Origin of the sequence: Erythrobacter sp. YT30 (assembly GCF_001542875.1) — a bacterium.
GTDB lineage: Bacteria > Pseudomonadota > Alphaproteobacteria > Sphingomonadales > Sphingomonadaceae > Erythrobacter.
The window spans coordinates 1,180,095-1,199,029 of the sequence record NZ_LMAF01000002.1 but is presented as its reverse complement, the minus strand read 5'-3'; the positions used below and the strand labels follow the sequence as shown (position 1 = coordinate 1,199,029).

19 protein-coding genes are annotated in these 18,935 nt (G+C 57.7%); 6 read left to right on the top strand and 13 right to left on the bottom strand.

The genetic code is table 11. From position 1 onward, the window contains the following. The first annotated feature begins 21 nt into the window (after nt 1-21). Nucleotides 22-288, top strand: a complete 267-nt coding sequence (locus AUC45_RS10370; RefSeq protein WP_067601991.1) for a hypothetical protein — start codon at nt 22-24, stop codon at nt 286-288. On the opposite strand, the gene AUC45_RS10365 is transcribed toward AUC45_RS10370, so the two are convergent. Genes AUC45_RS10365 through AUC45_RS10350 form a run of 4 tightly spaced genes read right to left on the bottom strand, consistent with a single transcriptional unit; the run spans nt 285 to nt 4,648 of the window. Beyond that, nucleotides 285-1,037 carry a hypothetical protein gene (locus AUC45_RS10365; RefSeq protein ID WP_197409547.1) on the bottom strand — a complete coding sequence of 251 codons (753 nt, stop codon included), beginning with the start codon at nt 1,035-1,037 and terminating at the stop codon, nt 285-287. The genes AUC45_RS10370 and AUC45_RS10365 overlap by 4 nt on opposite strands. Then, nucleotides 1,034-2,626 (bottom strand): L-aspartate oxidase, encoded by a 1,593-nt coding sequence (nadB, locus tag AUC45_RS10360; protein WP_067603802.1) that lies wholly within the window; start codon nt 2,624-2,626, stop codon nt 1,034-1,036. Before nadB ends, AUC45_RS10365 begins: the two co-directional genes overlap by 4 nt. A 50-nt stretch (nt 2,627-2,676) precedes the next feature. Further along, entirely contained in the window at nt 2,677-3,681 is a 1,005-nt protein-coding gene (locus AUC45_RS10355; RefSeq protein WP_067601985.1) for an MBL fold metallo-hydrolase, read from the bottom strand. A 16-nt stretch (nt 3,682-3,697) separates the two neighbouring features. Continuing rightward, a complete protein-coding gene (locus tag AUC45_RS10350; protein WP_067601983.1) occupies nt 3,698-4,648 on the bottom strand; it encodes an ABC transporter ATP-binding protein in 951 nt (316 codons plus the stop codon). 81 nt (nt 4,649-4,729) lie between these two features. Here AUC45_RS10350 and AUC45_RS10345 point away from each other — a divergent pair, with 81 nt between their 5' ends. Together AUC45_RS10345 and AUC45_RS10340 are read left to right on the top strand one after the other, a co-directional pair. Beyond that, nucleotides 4,730-4,990: a zinc-finger domain-containing protein gene (locus tag AUC45_RS10345; RefSeq protein ID WP_067601979.1), complete on the top strand. Its 261-nt coding sequence runs from the start codon at nt 4,730-4,732 to the stop codon at nt 4,988-4,990. 89 nt (nt 4,991-5,079) lie between these two features. Then, the gene (locus AUC45_RS10340; RefSeq protein WP_233998682.1) at nt 5,080-5,529 is read left to right on the top strand and encodes a hypothetical protein; all 450 of its coding nucleotides are present in this window, start codon (nt 5,080-5,082) and stop codon (nt 5,527-5,529) included. Between the two features lie 57 nt (nt 5,530-5,586). On the opposite strand, the gene AUC45_RS10335 is transcribed toward AUC45_RS10340, so the two are convergent. The 8 genes from AUC45_RS10335 to guaA form a co-directional block, all read right to left on the bottom strand. Next, nucleotides 5,587-6,234, bottom strand: a complete 648-nt coding sequence (locus tag AUC45_RS10335) for a hypothetical protein (RefSeq protein WP_156423818.1) — start codon at nt 6,232-6,234, stop codon at nt 5,587-5,589. A 248-nt stretch (nt 6,235-6,482) separates the two neighbouring features. Beyond that, nucleotides 6,483-7,529 (bottom strand): nitronate monooxygenase family protein, encoded by a 1,047-nt coding sequence (locus AUC45_RS10330; protein ID WP_156423817.1) that lies wholly within the window; start codon nt 7,527-7,529, stop codon nt 6,483-6,485. A gap of 49 nt (nt 7,530-7,578) precedes the next feature. Beyond that, nucleotides 7,579-8,235 (bottom strand): endonuclease III, encoded by a 657-nt coding sequence (gene nth, locus AUC45_RS10325; protein ID WP_067601970.1) that lies wholly within the window; start codon nt 8,233-8,235, stop codon nt 7,579-7,581. Between the two features lie 6 nt (nt 8,236-8,241). Further along, nucleotides 8,242-8,955 carry an endonuclease III gene (gene nth / locus AUC45_RS10320; RefSeq protein ID WP_067601967.1) on the bottom strand — a complete coding sequence of 238 codons (714 nt, stop codon included), beginning with the start codon at nt 8,953-8,955 and terminating at the stop codon, nt 8,242-8,244. 81 nt (nt 8,956-9,036) lie between these two features. Continuing rightward, a complete protein-coding gene (locus tag AUC45_RS10315) occupies nt 9,037-9,654 on the bottom strand; it encodes a YceI family protein (RefSeq protein ID WP_067601964.1) in 618 nt (205 codons plus the stop codon). 52 nt (nt 9,655-9,706) lie between these two features. Then, nucleotides 9,707-10,564, bottom strand: coding sequence for a hypothetical protein (locus tag AUC45_RS10310; protein WP_067601961.1), 858 nt, complete (start codon nt 10,562-10,564; stop codon nt 9,707-9,709). Between the two features lies 1 nt (nt 10,565). After that, nucleotides 10,566-10,955 (bottom strand): VOC family protein, encoded by a 390-nt coding sequence (locus AUC45_RS10305; protein ID WP_067601958.1) that lies wholly within the window; start codon nt 10,953-10,955, stop codon nt 10,566-10,568. Between the two features lie 4 nt (nt 10,956-10,959). Then, the gene (gene guaA, locus AUC45_RS10300; protein WP_067601954.1) at nt 10,960-12,549 is read right to left on the bottom strand and encodes a glutamine-hydrolyzing GMP synthase; all 1,590 of its coding nucleotides are present in this window, start codon (nt 12,547-12,549) and stop codon (nt 10,960-10,962) included. A 307-nt stretch (nt 12,550-12,856) separates the two neighbouring features. Between guaA and AUC45_RS15880 the strand changes: the two genes are divergently transcribed. Next, on the top strand, nt 12,857-13,183 hold the full coding sequence (locus AUC45_RS15880) for a UrcA family protein (RefSeq protein ID WP_197409546.1): 327 nt from the start codon (nt 12,857-12,859) through the stop codon (nt 13,181-13,183). 550 nt (nt 13,184-13,733) lie between these two features. On the opposite strand, the gene AUC45_RS10290 is transcribed toward AUC45_RS15880, so the two are convergent. After that, nucleotides 13,734-15,299, bottom strand: coding sequence for a class I adenylate-forming enzyme family protein (locus tag AUC45_RS10290; protein ID WP_067601947.1), 1,566 nt, complete (start codon nt 15,297-15,299; stop codon nt 13,734-13,736). A 92-nt stretch (nt 15,300-15,391) separates the two neighbouring features. On the opposite strand from AUC45_RS10290, the gene AUC45_RS10285 reads away from it, so the two are divergent. Both AUC45_RS10285 and gyrB read left to right on the top strand, forming a co-directional pair. After that, nucleotides 15,392-16,231, top strand: coding sequence for a PIG-L deacetylase family protein (locus tag AUC45_RS10285; RefSeq protein WP_067601944.1), 840 nt, complete (start codon nt 15,392-15,394; stop codon nt 16,229-16,231). A gap of 120 nt (nt 16,232-16,351) precedes the next feature. Then, nucleotides 16,352-18,916, top strand: coding sequence for a DNA topoisomerase (ATP-hydrolyzing) subunit B (gyrB, locus tag AUC45_RS10280; RefSeq protein ID WP_067603798.1), 2,565 nt, complete (start codon nt 16,352-16,354; stop codon nt 18,914-18,916). Nucleotides 18,917-18,935 lie beyond the last annotated feature (19 nt).

Here is an 18,935-nt window from a genome sequence, read left to right as displayed (position 1 = left end):
CTTCCTGCTATCCGTGACTTCATGAACGCAGATATAACTCTTCCAGATCCCGAAGACCGGAAAGCGGTTATCGATTTCGCGGGTAGCTTCAATGGCTACAAGCACCATGGATCGCTTGCAGCCTGTGCAGACGCGGCAGAAGCCAGCCGAAGAGAAACACTCGAAGAACTCCGCAACGAGCTTTTTTGGGCATATCGGGTTGGCAATCACCGGGGAGATGACGCAGTCGTCAAAGTCTATGTTGATCTATTTCCGCATTTCGAACGACTGATTGGTCAAACAAGCTAGGGTAGTTGAAAGTCCGCAATGGGAGTTGGCCGCAACTGAACAATGAGTGAAGTCTGCTCGCTGTCATCATCAAACGCGCAGCGCACGCGCATCAGCAGTGGCAATGTCGACCGGCCCGGAACCCAGTAATCATAGATGCCATCAGAGGCGCATTGAGCAGCGGAGATGGTTCGTTCCTCAAAATGCTGCCGCGTCGTCATGCTTGATGAGCGTGGATGATCGGCGATGTTGGCGACGAAAAACGCTTTCTGCTTTTCAAGCCCGTCCTGAATGGCATCGCGCGAAATGCGATGACTGCCGCCATGCTGGACAGTGATCCAATCGGGCTGATCGCTCACAACAGGAGGCGCAGACAGTTTCCACAGGCGATGCGCAGCAATCCATGGAATGCCTCCGCGTTCGGTCATCACAAGATAGGGGCTGCGCGGTTTCAAGCCCTCATCGCGCTTGATCGAATAGCCTTGGGCTTCGCCGTTCTCGTCATAGTCCATCGACTTGACAAAGCGATCTACCACCAGCGTGGTTTCAGCGCCCGTTTCCCAATCGATCTGTACAAAGTAGACCTCAACGCGCGAGGCCTCGTAATAGCCTAGATTGTCGGTCGACACACGGAGCAGAAACAGATGGTCCTCGCTCACACCGATCGGCTCCTCGACAAAGTCGATGAACGTGTCCGGACTGGCCGAGAGAGGCGCTGCTATCAGGAGACCGAGAGCAGCCATGGCGGCTTTGAGAGAATGGCCCCTCACGGCACCAGCACCGTATCTTTCACAAGCTCACCCGTCTCAGGGTAATCGAGCGTGTAGTGCAACCCTCGGCTTTCGTGTCTGGCGAGCGCGGATTTGACGATCAGTTCTGCCGCCTGCAGCAGATTGCGAAGCTCGATAAGGTCGGTCGTCACACGGAACGCGCCGTAATAGTCCTCGACCTCTTGCTTCAACAAGGCGATCCGGTTCTTTGCGCGCTCTAGCCGCTTGGTCGTCCTCACGATCCCGACATAATTCCACATGAAGCGGCGGATTTCGGTCCAGTTCTGCTTGATAACGACTTCCTCGTCAGAATCGGTGACGCGGCTTTCATCCCATGGAAGGATTGCGGGTGGCTCCTGCAATTCATCCCATCGATTTAGGATATCGGACGCCGCCGCTTCGCCAAAGACAAAGCATTCAAGCAGGCTGTTCGATGCCAGCCGGTTGGCGCCGTGAAGCCCGCTTTCGGTGACTTCGCCCGCCGCCCACAGACCAGGTAGATCAGTGCGCGCGTGAAGGTCCACCACCACACCGCCACAGGTGTAATGCTGCGCCGGGACGACGGGGATCGGTCCGCTCGTCATATCAATCCCAAGGCCCGACAGTTTCTCATCAATCGTCGGGAAGTGGCTGCGAATGAAATCCGCGCTTTCGTGGCTGATATCAAGATGGACGTAATCGAGGCCAAAGCGCTTGATCTGATCGTCAATCGCGCGCGCAACGACATCTCGAGGGGCAAGCTCCATGCGTTCCGGATCGTAGTCTTCCATGAAGCGATGCCCGGTTTCGGGATGATAGAGCCTGCCGCCTTCGCCCCTGACGGCTTCGGTGATGAGGAAGTTTTTGACTTCGAGATTGTAGAGGCAGGTGGGGTGGAATTGCATCATCTCCATATTGGAAACGCGCGCGCCTGCACGCCATGCCATCGCGATACCATCACCCGTCGCGCCGCGCGGCGCGGTCGAAAATTGATAGACACGCCCCGCGCCGCCTGCTGCAAGCACAGTCGCGCGCGCTGTGTGGCGCTCAACCCGGCCCGTTTCTTCGTTGAGCGCATAAACGCCCCATACGCGGCCAGCGGCGGAGAATTGTTCACGGTGGCGATCGGTGATGAAATCGATACAGGTGCGCCCGCCCAGCATCGTGATGTTCGAGTTTGCCTCAGCCGCTTTTAACAGCGCATCCTGCACCGCCCACCCGGTCGCATCATCAACATGCACGATCCGGCGATGCGAGTGCCCCCCCTCGCGTGTCAGGTGAAGCGCGTCTTCATCGCGGTTGAACGGCACGCCCAATTCGCACAGGCGATCGATTGAGGCTGGCGCGCCTTCGATGACGAATTCCACCGTCTCGCGATCATTAAGGCCCGCGCCCGCCACCATCGTATCGCGCACGTGGTTTTCGAACGTGTCGCCAGCATCCAGAACAGCGGCAATGCCGCCCTGCGCCCATGCTGTGGAGCCGCCTGTTAGCGAGCCTTTGGCCAGCACCAGCACCCTTTTGGTTTCCGCCAATTCCAAGGCTGCCGTAAGCCCCGCCGCTCCCGATCCGATGACAAGGACATCGTATTGCATATTTGTTTCGCCCATGCGGCGTGCCATGCCGCGCAATGGGGATCAGGGCAAGTCGCGCGGCGTCGTCACAGCGCGTAGCAATCGAGATCATCCGCAACGCTGACAGGCCCGTCATAGCTTGCCCCAATCGCCTCAAGCCCGCTTTCGATCCGGCTGAGACTGCGCTCCATATTGTGCGTCAGCACCAGCCTCTTCGCCTTGGCCAAACCAGCAAGCTGACCAATCTCGGCAGGAGTACGGTGTAGCCCGCGCGGCTGGCCATCTTCGCCATTTATTACATGATGGGCGAATACAATTTCAGGGCGCGTGGCTGTGATCATGCCATCGAACGTTTCCGAAAAAGCATTTTGATCGCCCGTGATGAATAAAAGAGAATCTCCAACGTGGATTTCGTAACCAAGCGCCGGAGCAGCGCCGTGATTTACCGGAATCGCGGTCGCTGCAATGTCGCCCGGTCCGAAGAGACCTTCGACTGCACCAGCCCCACCTTGAGTCTTTACTTCGGTTACCTGTAATTTTGGTTTGTTCTCGGTTCCATCGAGATAACCGCCATTGTACGAGAACGCCCCATTCTGCTTGCCCAGCAGTCGGGTCAGAAATTCCCGGGTGCCGGGAAAGCGCGGCGCTCCATCTGGGCCGATCACGGCAAGCGGCTCAGCCCGCCCTTCAAATCCTCCAGAATTGAGCACATCGACAAGATCGCCCGCATGATCTGCATGAAGGTGGGTGAGGAGGATCGCGTCAAGATCGGCAATGCTCGCGCCGGCTTGCGCAAAGCGAAGAAAACTTCCCGATCCCGCATCAATCAGCAACCGGGCCTCACCATCGATCCAGAGGAGATAGGAGGTTCCAGCCCGCGCGTTTGCGCCGCCTTCCGCTATCGGCCCGCCGCTCCCGAGGATCTGCACGGCCGCCCCCTCGGATGGGCATTGTGCGGGTTGCTCAGCGCGGGGGAGTGCCAACTCATCATCGGCGGGGCTGCTCTCAGGCGAGGTGCTCTGGTCTTCAAGTACGAACCAGCCGCATCCCGATAGTGAGATCGCGGCAATTGTCGCCAAAGCAAAACGCATGTCAGGCCCCCCTGGATTATCCCGTGCCAGTCAACTGGACGAATACGTCTTCGAGATCAGCCTCGCGGGTTGTGACATCCTCGATAGTCAAACCCTGATCCTGCAAGATGCCAAGCACCTGGCCCGCGCTCAGCTGGTCTTTGTCATAGGTAACCTCAACAGAGCGATCACCGACGAGATCAACCTTGCTGAAGGCATCATGCGAAGGTGCCGAGGCAAGATCATTTGCAACCGTCACCGCGACAATCTTCTCGCGCGCCATGTTGATCAGCTCTTTAGTGGGCTTGTGCGCGATCAATTCGCCATGATTGATGATCGCGATTTCGTCGCACAATTCCTCAGCCTCTTCGAGGTAGTGTGTGGTGAGGACGACGGTGACACCCTGGCGGTTAAGCTCGGTGACAAGCTCCCACAATTGCCGCCGCAGTTCGACATCAACGCCTGCAGTCGGTTCATCGAGCACGAGGATTGGCGGCGAATGCACCATCGCTTTTGCAACCAACAGCCGCCGCTTCATCCCGCCTGATAAAGTGCGGGCGTAGGCATCGCGCTTGTCTGACAAACGCACCGCAGCCAGCAATTCTTCAGACCGGCGCATGTCCTTCGCTATCCCATAGAATCCGCCCTGATTTTCGAGCACTTCAAACGGGGTGAAGAACGGGTCGAACACAATCTCCTGCGGGACAATGCCGATCGCGCGGCTCGCATTGCGGCGCTGCTCGTCGATATCAAAGCCCCAGATGTTGGCGCTGCCGCTCGTCTTCATCACGATCCCGGCAAGGATATTGATGAGTGTCGATTTGCCCGCGCCGTTCGGTCCCAATAGGCCAAAGATCGATCCTTCGGGCACATCGAAACTCACACCGCCCAAAGCGAGCTTTCCTTGCGCATCTTCGCCTTTTGCGCCTTTGGGCGCGGCATAGCGTTTGACGAGATTATCGATGCGGATGGCGGGTTCGCTGGACATTGCGAGACGCCCTAATTGCGCCCGCTTCGAAGCGCAAACAGCAATTGAAATAGCCCGGCAAGGCGATTATGCGAAATGCCCATGAACATTGCCCCTCCAGAAGTCATCTTCACCGACAGCAAGCGCGTCAGCTGTGACGGCGCCAGCGATATTCGCGGCGGTACGGGATATCGCCCGGCAGCGCTTGGCCACCCTCGCATCTTTCTGGAAATAGACGAGCATGGCTATGTCGATTGTGGCTATTGTGATCGCCGGTTCGTGCTGCGCGGCGGGCCTGCAGATGGCGCCGATCAGGCGACCCTGCCCGATATCTCCGAAGGGGCAGATCCCGGCCATCGGTAATTCCTCTGCGCACCGGTTCTGGTCAGTGCCCATTCAGCATTTTGCTGCTATGGAGCTCATTCGGCGGGTGAAACTTGAGGAGTAATTCGATGAGAAAATCAGCTTTAATCGGTGCAGCCCTGGGCGTGTCCCTGATGGTCTCGCCTGCAGCTTTCGCCGAAGAAAAAGGCGATGTGGAAGCCACCGCTGAAACCGAGATGACCAAGGGCGAAAAGCGCCTTGCCAAACTGATCGAAGGCCGCGTCGCTGGAGAGCCGCAGAACTGCATCCGCGTGTTCCCGAATGAACGGCTGACAGTGATTGACGACACCGCCTATGTCTATGGGCGCGGCAACACGATCTATGTTCAAAAGACGAGCCGCCCTGATCGGATCGATGACAGGGACGTCCTGGTATCGCGCCGTTTCAATGCGACCCAGCTTTGCCGGCAGGATGTCGTGACGACAGTAGACCCTGTCACTGGTATCTTCACAGGCGCCGTCTTCTTCGAAGAATTCGTGCCTTACACCCGCGTGGAAGAGGACGAGCAGGCAGGCTGACCCTTTCGGCCAGCCGCCTGCATTATCGCTCTTCAAATCAGCTCTGGCTCAGCCGGCTCAATCTGCCGGGGCCAGAGCTTTATCCCGTGTCTCGCGTGAAAACGTGTCACCTTGCAGCGAAGGTTCGCCTGTTTGATCAGCGCTTTGAAAGAAGGGCGATACAGGAGCCACATCTGCAAAACGCGGCAGTTCCAACTCCAATCGATCAGAATGCGCCGGGCCTTCGAGCTTTTGCAATCTCGCAATAGAGTTCTTGTAGCTTGTCAGAACCTTGGCGGAATGTGGATCGATCTGTTCGTAATCGATGCCAGTTTCAAGGCTGTCCCACACACGGCCGCTGCGCCTGATTGCTTCGGCTTCAGCGTGCAAGTCGGCCAGCGACGGCATGGCATCGATGCGCCGGGTTAGATGCTCCCGTTCGATCTGCGGCGTCGGGCGTTGCTCATGCTCAGCGCTTGCTAATGCAATTTTTGCAGAGACCTGATCCTCGAATCTCTTCGTTTCGAGGTGCTGCAATGATGAGCGCACAGCGCCGCGCTTTGATGCTCGCTTAAGCGGCTCCCAATCAGCTTGCCCGATTTGATCGTGTTCACCGATCAAGCGGCGCATGCGTTCAGAGCCGTTCCAGTCACCGATCAGCCAACCGGTGATGCAGAGGGCTCCGGTGAGAGCCATCCAGATTTCAGGTGCAAAGAATTGTTCCACGTCACGTCCCTCTCACGAGCACGGCGCCTCCCACAGCACCATCGCTCTCATCCAAGTTTCGACCCCTTGTCCGACCATGCCATTTAGTCTGGCAGTGATCGTCCAACCATCAGTACCTTACCGGAATTGCCCACGAATTTAATTCGCAGGGCTACGTAGCGAGGCCTTAACCAATCAGGATGCGACGCAAAAAGGGCGCCCAGTCGCAGGCGCCCTTAAATCATTGTGAGGTTTGGTTTTTCCTCGCGTCAGGCAGGCACCTTGTCGCGTGCCATGGCATTCATCTTTGCAAGAATATCTTCCGCCTCGTTAATGATTCGATCGATCAATTCCTGACAGGTCGGGACATCGTTGATCAGCCCTGCAACCATGCCGCATGACCAGGCCCCCTTGTCCATTTCGCCTTCCATCATGATCGATGGATAGACGCCTGCAACTTCTTCGATGATGTCCTCAAACTTGATGTCATCGCCAAGCCGCTTTTCCTTTTCGAGTAGGCGCTCAACAGCAGCATTGGTCATCACCCTTTCAGTGTTGCGCAAGGGGCGCATGACGAGCCGCGTATCGAGCTCCGATGCCGCAACGATGGCCGCTTTCACATTGTCGTGAACGGGCGCTTCCTTGGTGGCGATAAAGCGCGTGCCCATGTTCATCCCCTGCGCGCCCATGGCAAGGCTGGCAACGAGGCTGCGGCCATCGGCCATGCCGCCTGACGATACGAACGGGATTTCAAGCTCGTCCGCTGCGCGCGGCAACAGGATGAAGTTTGGAATGTCGTCTTCACCCGGATGCCCGCCGCATTCAAAGCCATCGACACTCACCGCATCGCAGCCAATCTCTTGCGCCTTGAGCGAGTGACGCACGCTGGTGCATTTGTGGATGACCTTGATCCCGGCATCTTTAAGCGGACCCAACAGATCAACCGGATTGCGGCCAGCCGTCTCAACAACCTTCACGCCGCCATCGATCACAGCTTTGACGATGCCCGGATAATCGGGCGGCGTCAGAGTCGGCAGGATCGTGATGTTCACACCGAAAGGTTTATCCGTCATATCCTTGCACCGCGCGATTTCGTTCGCGAGATCCTGCGGGGTTTTCTGGGTGAGGCCGGTGATGATGCCCAGCCCGCCCGCATTCGAAACAGCCGCCGCCATTTCGGCAAAGCCAACATAATGCATCCCGCCCTGAATGATGGGATGCTGGATGCCGAACATTTCGGTGATTGCGGTTTTCATGGCTTGATCTCTCCCTGATGCGTTGCTTGCACGCGAAACAAGCGGAGATTGACGCGCCATGCAAGCGCCGTTTTTGGGAGGCGATCAGACGACGCAGCGCGCCGTAGCGTCAATCCTCATCGCGCGTAATTGGCCCTGTCTCGCATAGATCGCTCACCAAGCAGATTTCGCATTTGGGCACGCGCGCCCGGCAAACGCGCTTTCCGAACTGAATGAGCCAGAAATGCCCATCGGCAAGTGTCCATTCGGGGCTGCGTTGTTCGAGTTGCTGCGCGGTTTTCTCAGCCGTCTTGGCATCTGTCAGGCCAATGCGATTGCACACGCGATGGACGTGCGTGTCAACCGCGATCACGTCTTTGCCAAAGGTAAAGCTCATCACGATGTCGGCGCATTTGCGGCCGATGCCGGGCAGGTTCATCAACCCTTCGCGCGTGTCGGGCACGACGCCATCATGTTCCTCGAGCAGCGCGATGCAGAACTTGCGAATATTCTTTGTCTTGTTGTTGTAGAGCCCGCACGGCTTGATCGCCTCGGCTATCTCCGCATCATCAAGCGCGAGCATGTCCTCGGGCGTTTTAGCCAGCTTGAACAAGGCCTTGGTCGCTGCCGCCGTATTCCGGTCAAGCGATTGGGCAGACAGCATGCACGAGATACACGAGCGGAAGGCGTCGGGTTGCCCCTTCGGTCCTTTCGCATTCTTCGTCCGCCCCGGCATCGCCTCTGACAGCTTGCGGTAGACGGTTTCAACTTGGTTTTCGCTCAGCATACAGCATCAGCGTGCGGGTGAGCTTTGGGTTCCTGTCTGGCAGTCTGCACGCGCCGGGCAGCCCTCGCACTCAGCCTTTCGTGGGCGGCAGAAGGTCTGGCCAAGTTTCTTCAAAAGCAGGTGATGCTCGTCCATGTCCTCGGCCGACCATTCATTGGGCACAATCGGCATCAGCGCGTTGTAGGTTTTGGCGGTGTCTGCCTTTGCAGGGACGATGCCCATGCGCTGCATGATTCGGCGATGATGGCCGTCAATCACCATCGCTTTTCGGTTGAGTGTCGAGGCATTCATCACGCCAGCGGAATTCTTGCGCGCGACACCGGGAAGCGTTTCGAGCCATGCTATCGCCTCCTCGGTCGGGAGGTTTGAGAGGTGGCGCAGATCGACCGAACCGCGTTCCTCGACAATCGCATTGAGGCAATCGGATAGCCGCTGAGCTGCGACGCTGGGAAAGGTCTGGCGTTGCAGTCGTGATTCGAGCTTATCGACCGGCACCTCGGCAACCGCATCCCAATTGCCGAATTCTTCCAGAAGGCCATCGGTTGAGGCATTGCTCGCCGCGGTCTTCGTTTGCGCACCAATGACCCCGTGAACCAGCACCCATTCCGGGCTGCGGCGCTTGTCAGGCGGACGGATGATGCGACCAAAGCGCTGGATCAGCGCGGCCTGCAATCGTCGCAGAACATCGGTGCGCGGATCAGAGCCGAGATCGAGTTGCACGCCTCACTCCAAAATCTGCAATCCCAAGCGCAATGGTCAAAGAAAAGACCGAATGCGTAAAGACGCTCGGCAATGCTGCTCTTAACGCTCGAAAGTGATCGAGAACGTGACGGGCACCAGAGGCGTAATCTCATCCAATCCTGCAAGTTCCCGCAGGGTTGCAAGCCCTTCGGTCAGCTCCAGCGCGTCGGCATACACAATGACGGGCGTTTCAGAGACGACCTGCACACGGTCCTCGCCTGCGCGGGTGACTTGCACCTGGGCCGTGATCGGCGCTTCGACGCCTTTGACACTCAATGTCGCGCCCAAATCCTGGCTGGTGCTCTCGCCCACTTTGAGCGCTTCGAATTGAGCCGGATCAATGGTCGCGGTGACGCTCGCTGTAGGGTTTTCCGCGACGTTGAAGAAGATATCGCGCATGCGCTCATTACGGATATCGACCCCTGTTTCGAGGCTCGCCAGATCAATCTCGATTAACGCTTCGCCAGCTTCGGAGACACTTCCTGAGAGCGTTGAGAACGTGTTGGGCTCTGCCACATCGCCCGCTTTAACCGAGACATAGGAAAGCGATGACGCATCCGGATCAACCGCCCACGCGCCCTCAGTGATCGCTGCCGGCTCAGCCGGGGTCTCAGAACAAGCGGCAGCAAAGGACAGCGTGGCTGCTGCAGGAAGGAGAATGCGGAAAGCTCTGGTCATGGTGAAATAGTCCAATCGGTGCGTTTCTTGTCAACTAAACATACGCGTGAGATCATGCTTTGGTTGCCCAAAGATCGCGCGCATCGGGCACATTGGCATAGCAAAATTCATATACATCGGCGTAGAAATCCATGATCTTCTGATCGAGCGGCGTCGTTTCAACCGCGCCTTTTGTCTTGTTCACTTTCACCTTTGCGAAAGACGGATCGGCCTCGACACCCAGAAACGCTGAAATCCGCTCAATCTCGCTTGCCTCAAACATTTTTTCAAAGCAGCCAATATAAAGATCAGCCTCGTCAAAGACTGCGCGTGCCTGCGTGATGATATGGTTATAGCGCGTGCGGACTTCGCATTGGCCGCTTGTGTAATAATGCTCCAAAGCGCGGGCAAAATCGGTTTCGCCCTTGGGAATGCCCTCTTTGTAATTTCCGCGATCCAGATTGAAACGCACCGCGCTTTTGACGCGGCTTATGGGATTGCGGATAAGGATGATCGCTTTGGCCTTTACCTCGCGCGCTGCAAAGCCATCGCGGATATGCGCCAGGCGATCTTCGCCAAGGCGGCTATATGAAGGCGTGATATCCGCCGTCAGCGTCTTTTGGCCGGCGAGCAAACTGGCAAAGTAATCATAGTATCTTTCCGGATTACGCTGCATCGCTCGGAACAGGCCCAGCCGCCCGCGCTCGCTTTGATTGGCGAGCCGGACTTGCAACGGCCCAACGCGGCGGTGGCGCAGTTCGGGCGTGTCGACTGCGTCCCAGATGTGATACTCCTTGGCCATTCCGGGTGCGAAATGGGCTTGATTGGTTAGGTAGGTGTAAAGCCAGGTCGTGCCGCACTTTTGATGGCCCAGGCCGAGAATGAACGTCTTGCCGATGCTTGATCGTTCGTCCTCGTGCGCCAACGCCAAATCAGCCCTCGTGAGAGAAAGTGATAAAGGCGAGCTTGTTGCCATCAGGATCGCGGGCATAGGCGGCATAGACGTTGGGCCCGTATTTCGGCCGCGGTCCCGGAGCGCCTTCATCGCTGCCACCGTTTGCGAGCGCGGCGGCATGCGCTGCATCCACCACTTCGCTAGAAGGCACATTCAAACCGGCGGTGTGCCCATTGCCGGGCGCTGCGGCTTCGCCGTTTTCAGGCTTTGTCACCCAGAATTGAAATCCGTCCGGAAACGCATAGCTGCGCGTGACATCAGCCATATCAAAAGCCTGCTTTGCGCCCATGGCCGTCATCACGGGATTGTAGAAGGCAAACGATCGTTCAAGATCATTTGACCCGACCGTCAGATAGCATTGCGTCATAATCTCACTCCCATTCGATCGTGCCGGGTGGTTTTGATGTGTAATCGTAGACCACCCGGTTTATGCCCTGAACCTCGTTTACGATCCGCGTGGCGACCTGCGTTAGAAATGCGGCATCGAAGGGATAGACATCGGCTGTCATCCCGTCAGTGCTTGTCACCGCGCGCAGCCCGCACACGCTATCGTAAGTCCTGCCGTCGCCCATCACGCCAACGGTCTTCACCGGCAGCAGTACGGCAAATGCCTGCCAGATCGCATCATAAAGGCCTGCATTGCGAATTTCTTCGAGGTAGATCGCGTCTGCCTTGCGCAGGATATCGCAGCGTTCCTTGGTCACCTCGCCAGGGATGCGGATTGCAAGGCCAGGGCCGGGAAAGGGGTGGCGGCCAACGAATGCTTCGGGAAGGCCCAATTCGCGGCCCAAATCGCGCACTTCGTCTTTGAAGAGTTCGCGCAAAGGCTCAACCAGCTTCATGTTCATGCGTTCGGGCAAGCCGCCGACATTGTGGTGGCTCTTGATCGTTACCGATGGCCCGCCGGTAAAGCTGACACTCTCGATTACGTCAGGATAAAGCGTGCCTTGAGCTAGGAAATCAGCTCCGCCCACGCCTTTTGCCTCAGCTTCGAACAGATCGATGAAGGCGCCACCGATAAATTTGCGCTTCTGCTCGGGGTCAGTCACGCCTTTGAGGCCCGCAAGGAAGGTCTCTTCCGCATCGACCGCGATCAATGGGATGTTGTAATGATCGCGGAACAGGCTGACGACCTGCTGCGTCTCATTCAACCGCATGAGGCCATGGTCAACATAGACGCAGGTTAGCTGGTCGCCGATGGCTTCGTGAATGAGGACCGCCGCGACTGCTGAATCAACGCCGCCTGATAGCCCGCAAATGACCCGGCCTTCACCCACTTGCTCGCGGATTTCGGCGATCTTCGTCTTGCGAAATTCCGCCATCGTCCAATCACCCGCAAGTCCGCAGACATGGCGCACGAAATTGGCGAGCAATCGCCCTCCATCGGGTGTGTGGACGACCTCGGGATGGAACTGGGTGCCGTAAAACTTGCGCTCCTCATCCGCGATCACCGCGAAAGGTGCACCATCCGATGTGGCGACGATCTCAAATCCCGGCGCGAATTGAGTGACCTTGTCGCCGTGGCTCATCCAGACCTGATGCCGCTCACCCGTCTGCCAAAGGCCATCGAACAAAGCGCAATCCTTGGTCACGGTCAGATAAGCTCGGCCAAACTCGCCGCCTTCCCCGGTTTCATGCCCCGGGCGAACTTCGCCGCCCAGTTGCTGGCTCATCACCTGCTGGCCATAACAAATGCCAAGAATCGGGACGCCCGCTTCGAAAAAGCTTTGCGGGCAGCGCGGGCTGCCCTCTTCGGGGACACTCGCGGGGGACCCGGAAAGGATGATGCCTTTGGGCTGCATCCTTTGAAACGCGTCTTCCGCCGCACTGAAGGGAGCAATCTCGGAATAGACACCCGCCTCGCGCACTCGGCGTGCGATCAGTTGAGTGACCTGACTGCCAAAATCCACGATCAGGATCGAGTCGGGCATAATGGAATCGGAAGTGTGCGTATCGGCCATGGTGGGAGGCGTTACGGCACCGCGCGGCAAGCTGTCCAGCGCGAGAGCGCGAAGTTTCAGCGCGTTTTTTCTGGGGGCATGATGACGCTACGGAATGCTGCGGTGCAGCAACAAGCCAACGTTGAATTTGCAACAAAAATTGTACGATTGCGTCCATTTTCTGGGAACCGGCGTAGCTTTCTCGCATTTGCACACTGAATTTGTGCATCGCACAATCGTGTTTAGAGGATCAAATCAGAACAACAGAAGGCTGAATATCCGGCCCGCTAACCCTTCAACGAAAACCTTCCCCAAAAGGAATTCTATTATGCGTTTCACCCTCCCTCTCATCGCTCTTGCAGCCGCTGCCGCGCCTGTCGCCGCAGCAACTCCGGCAGACACCACCACCGTGCCTGTGCGCGTATCTTATGCCGACATTGACGTAAGCACCGCCGAAGGTCGCAAGGCTCTTGAAGAGCGCATCGAATCCAAACTGCGCGAGGCCTGCACCATCGTAGACAGCAGCCGTTTTGCCTATGGTCGTCCGGTTCTCGACGACAAATGCTTCAACGATGCGCGTGCAGAAGCGATGCAGGCGGTTGCGCAGGTCGCAGCGAATGCCGCGCGCGGAGGCCGTCAGGCATCAGCCAACTAATTCGATAACTTCTAAGACACTCAAGCGGCCGTCGGAGCAATCCGGCGGCCGTTTTTGATTGCGCTCATACCAGTGACTAAGTTGCAAGAAACGCAACCTCACTCTTCGTTTTCTCATTTGTGTTTCATTCCATCGAACATCAAGTAGACCGCGAGCGGCAGGTAAAGGAAACTCTCTCTCCACCCCCACCGGTCGCTCAGATGCACAAGACGCATATCGCGAGATCACTTGCGCCCTTGTGTTGAATGCTTGCTGCTTGCAGGTATCCGATCGAACAGAGAGCGCGACACGTTTGATAGCGCCGATGACTTCCAGCATCCGGCCTTTTCATTCGCTCACTTTACCGGCGTTCCCCGCGCCAGCAGCATCGGATTTCAGCGGGCTTGTGCAAGGGAAAAGGGCCGCTTCACGCCGAAAGGCGTTTGGGATCGGTGGCCTGGCTTCCGAAATGCACACGTCCGCACCTGTTTGGCAGCAACATCGCGCGAGACGCGGCCACCACCTCCCCCTCCCCCAATGGCGGCCGCGTCTCCCAGCGCGCACGGTCCTCCTATTCTACTCCGCCGAGCCTTTCAGCCTCTTCGCGCAAGTCTGATTTGAGCACTTTTCCGATATGGCTGCGGGGCAATTCATCGATTGCGTGAAGCAATGCGAGGCGCTGTGTCTTGCCAAGACGCGCATTCACGGATTGCATGATGGCGGCTGGTTCGCGCGCATCATTGGCCAGCACCGCAAAACCGACCGGGCTTTCGCCCCATCGCTTTGATTGCGCGCCCACGACAGCAGCATCTGTCACATCATCCTCGCGCAGCAATTCCGCTTCCAGATCGCTTGGGTAGATGTTGAAACCCCCTGAAATGATCATGTCTTTCGCGCGGCCCACAAGCTCCACAAAGCCATCTTCATCAACCCGGCCGATATCGCCCATACGCTGCCAGTTGATGCCGGTTTCCGGGTCCTGCCAATAACCCTCGCGCGTTTTGCCGGGCTGGTTTTGATAGCCGCTCATCATGGTTTGTGAGAGGCCGATGAGATTACCCGCTTCACCCGGCGCGACCGGGTTGTCGTCATCATCGAGAACTTTCATTTCGCTGCCCGGCGCGGGCCTGCCAACCGTATGCAGCTTGTCGGGGAATTTATGGCATTCCAAAAGGCACACAACCCCGCCTTCGGTCATCGAATAAATCTCGATCAGCCCGCCCGGCATGCGCGCAAGCACATCGCGCTTCAGGTCTGCGGAAAAGGGAGCAGAAGTGCAGTATTTGAGCGTTAGCGCTCTGAGATCAAAGTTCTCCAACCCCTCAAAATCCATCAACCGCTCGTATTGGACAGGCACGAGCATGGTGATGGTGCTGCGGTCATCTTGTGCGTGTTCGAGCCATTTCGCGCAGTCAAACTTGCCCATGATCCGAACCATGCCGCCTGCGAGAAGGGGCGGCAGGAACGCGACCATCGTGGTGTTTGAATAGAGCGGCGTCGACGCGAGTGATCGCACCGGCAGACCTGCCTCCAGATACGATGTGGCGGTTGCGGCAAACTGTCGCCAGCGCATCTGGTGCGAATGGACAATGCCCTTGGGAATGCCGGTGGTACCGCTCGAATAGATGATGTTGAACGGATCTTTGGGATCGGGATTGAATTCGGGCGCGCGGCTTCCCGGAGGCGCCATCCATTGTTCGATGTCCTCCAAAGGCACCCTGATCAGCTGCGCCCCGAATTCGGGGCCAAGTTCTGCAGCTTTTGCGCTGTCGATGAACAGGTGCCGCGCACCGGAATCGGCCAGCATTCCGGCGAGCTGATCGGGCGATGCGCTGGTGGTAAGAGGCGCGGCAACGCCTCCGGCTCGCACTGCAGCAAGAAAAACGAGCGCGTAATTGACGGTGGATGTGCCTAGAATCGCGACCGATTGTCCGCGCTCAAGTCCCGTTTCGATTAACCGCGCTGCGATCCGCTCCACCTCGCCGATTAGCTCCGCCCAAGCGCAATCGCGTGTGTCATCTATAAGCGCGATGCTGTCGGGCTGAGCCCTTGCCCATGCGAGCAAAATTTCGGGAAAGGAGCCAAACGGCTCGGCGAGTTGGGCCTTGATAGCCTCGCGTGCTCCGGGTGCTGTCATCGCGGTTTGAATGCCGGGGCGACACGACAGAGGCAATCGATTTGTTTACGCTTGGCGTCCAAGGGTGAGCTTTGCGACAGGAGGCATGTGTAATGAGCGTAACAGGATCAATCCGAAATGCCGGGTTCTGCTTTGCCTTTATGGGAGCAATCCTTGCTGCGCCGATCCTCGCTCAAGATCAGACAGAAAGCGCTGAGGAACAAGCTGCCGATACGCCCAAGCTCGGCCTCGAAGGGCCGACAGTGCTCGTCCTGCTCGCTCACCCCGATGACGAGATGCTGCTGGCCCCAGCACTTTCGCGGATTGCGCGCAGCGGGGGCGATGTCACCATCATGTACGCAACCAGCGGCGATGAAGGGCCTGGCTTCAGCGGCCTGCAGCCGGGCGAGGAGCTTGCAAAACTGCGCGAAAGCGAAGCGCAGTGCTCGGCATTCGCATTGCGCTTGAACCAGCCTGAATTCTGGCAATTGGGCGATGGGACGCTGGCCGAAGATGCGCATCTGTCCGACAGTACAGCGCGCACGCTCATCACTTATGTCGATGAAGCCATTGCCAAGAAAAAACCGCGCATCGTTCTGACATTCGGCCCCGATGGCGCGTCAGGCCATGCCGATCACCGCATGATGTCCTCAGCCGTTACACAAGTGGTGCAAGGCATGGATACCGACAGGCCGGAATTGCTCTATATCGCATTGCCCAGCGATGGCCCAACCCAGCTTCCCGGATTTGAAGGATGGGCGCGCGTCAATCCTGCGCTCATCACCGACAGGATCGCCTATGAAAGCGCTGATCTCGACGCCGCGCAGGCTGCAATTCAATGCTATGAAAGCCAGTTCGATGCCGCGATGCGCGATCAGTTGATCGATGCCCTGAACCAGCGTGTATGGCGCGGGCGCGTGCATTTGCGCTTGGCCTTCCCAGCGCCATTCTAAACCGGTGTTTCTGCGCCGATAGCGGCGCATTTGACGCACGCGTCAGACAAAGGGTGGAAAACCCCAGCTGGCCGCTTCGCAGAGTTTGGGAAATGGCCGCTTTGCCCCTATATAATGGGCATGGACGAGAACACTTCCCAAACACCTGAAAACACGCCCCAGAACGAGAAGATGCAGGGCGAATACGGCGCTGATTCGATCAAGGTTTTGAAAGGCCTCGATGCGGTGCGAAAGCGCCCCGGCATGTATATTGGCGATACCGATGATGGATCGGGCCTGCACCACATGGTGTTCGAAGTGTCGGACAACGCCATTGACGAAGCTCTGGCCGGGCATTGCGACCTCGTTTTGATCGAGCTCAACGCCGATGGCTCTGTATCGGTTGAAGACAATGGCCGCGGCATTCCTGTCGGCATGCACAAGGAAGAAGGCGTATCGGCTGCCGAAGTCATCATGACCCAGCTGCATGCGGGTGGTAAGTTTGAAAACACCTCCGATGACAACGCTTACAAGGTGTCAGGCGGCCTGCACGGCGTGGGCGTATCGGTGGTCAACGCTTTGTCTGAATGGCTGGAGCTGACGATCTGGCGCGACGGCAAAGAACACTGGATGCGCTTTGAGCATGGCGACAGCGTTGGCCCACTGGAAGTGCGCGGGCCTGCGCCGAAAGTCGATCAGAACCCTGATGAAAACGGGTTCAAGAAAGGCACACGTGTCACCTTCCACCACTCAAATGACACGTTCAAAAATGTCACCGAATACGATTTTGACAAGCTGGAACATCGCTATCGCGAACTCGCCTTCCTCAATTCGGGCGTCCGCATCCTTTTGCGCGACAAACGGCACGAGGAAATCGCCGAGCACGACCTGTTTTACGAGGGCGGCATTGGCGCTTTCGTCAAGTATCTCGATCGCAACAAAACGCCGCTGATTGGTGAACCCATTGCCGTTTCCGCCAACAAGGATGGCATCGGCATCGATGTCGCTCTGCAATGGAATGACAGCTATTACGAGAACGTTCTCACTTTCACCAACAACATCCCGCAGCGCGATGGTGGCACGCACCTTGCGGCATTCCGCGCGGCTTTGACGCGCACGCTCAACAATTATGCGAGCAGTTCTGGCCTCCTCAAAAAGGAAAAGGTGTCGCTGTCTGGTGAGGATATGCGCGAAGGTTTGACTGCGATTGTCAGCGTCAAACTGCCCGATCCCAAATTTTCCTCGCAAACCAAGGACAAGCTGGTTTCTTCCGAAGTGCGCTCTCCGCTGGAAAGCCTGATGGGCGAGAAGATGACCGAGTGGCTGGAAGAAAACCCGGCCGATGCAAAAGCGATCGTTCAAAAGATCATCGATGCCGCCGCCGCCCGCGAAGCAGCGCGCCGCGCGCGCGAAATGAGCCGCAAGGGCGCGATGAGCATTGCCTCACTGCCCGGCAAGCTCGCTGATTGTCAGGAGCGCGATCCGGCGAAATCTGAACTGTTTCTGGTTGAGGGCGATTCAGCGGGCGGTTCAGCAAAGCAGGGGCGTGATCGCAAGACGCAGGCCATTCTGCCGCTCAAAGGTAAGATCCTGAATGTCGAGCGGGCTCGGCTCGACCGGGTGATTTCTTCCAAGGAAGTCGGCACGCTTATTCAAGCCATGGGCACCGGCATTCGCGAAGAATTCGACCTTGAAAAGCTGCGCTATCACAAGATCGTGATCATGACCGACGCCGATGTCGACGGCGCGCACATTCGCACATTGCTGCTTACGTTTTTCCACCGGCAAATGCCCGAAGTCGTCGAAGCAGGCCACCTCTTCATCGCGCAGCCCCCGCTCTATAAGGTCTCCAAAGGCCGCAGCGAGGTCTATCTGAAAGACGAGGCGGCGATGGATCGCTATCTCGTCGATGCAGGCCTGCAAGGCCGCGTTTTGGAAACATCAGGCGGTGCGCGATCAGGCGAAGACCTGCGCAATCTCGTCGATCAGGCGCTGCGCCTTAAAAACCTCATCGCTTTCGTTCCACGCCGCTACGACTCAGCGATTGTAGAACAGATGGCGCTGGCAGGCGCACTTGACCCTAAGCTCTCGCCATCCGACAGGCTGGCAAAGCTCGAACTCACGGCATCGCGCATGCAAATGGGCGATACTGAAGCGGAATGGTCTGCCGAAATGATCGAGGAAGGCGAGGCGGCAGGTGGCGTTCGCTTCCGGCGGCTGTGGCGAGGGGTTGCCGATGTCCACGATATCGAAGCGCGCTTCCTCACCAGCACCGAAGCGCTCAAGCTGCATGGCCTCGCCGGGCCGCAAGCAGACGCGTACGAACAGCCGGTACAGCTCGTCAAAGCCAGCGATGCGCCTGACGAAAGCGAAGCAGGCTCAGACGATGCAGGCGACGAGACCGATGCAACGCCAGCGATCAGCGGCGACAACGCCATTACACGCCCGACACAGCTGCTCGATGCGGTTTTCACAGCAGGCCGCAAAGGCCTTTCGATCAGTCGCTACAAGGGCCTTGGCGAAATGAATGCCGAGCAATTGTGGGAGACAACGCTTGATCCAGAGCATCGCGTTCTGCTGCAAGTGAAGGTCGAAGATGCGGACGTGACCGACGAGATTTTCACGCGATTGATGGGCGATGTGGTCGAACCCCGGCGCGAGTTCATTCAGGACAACGCGCTGAATGTCGCCAATCTCGACGTGTGATCGTGTGATCCTGCTCTTT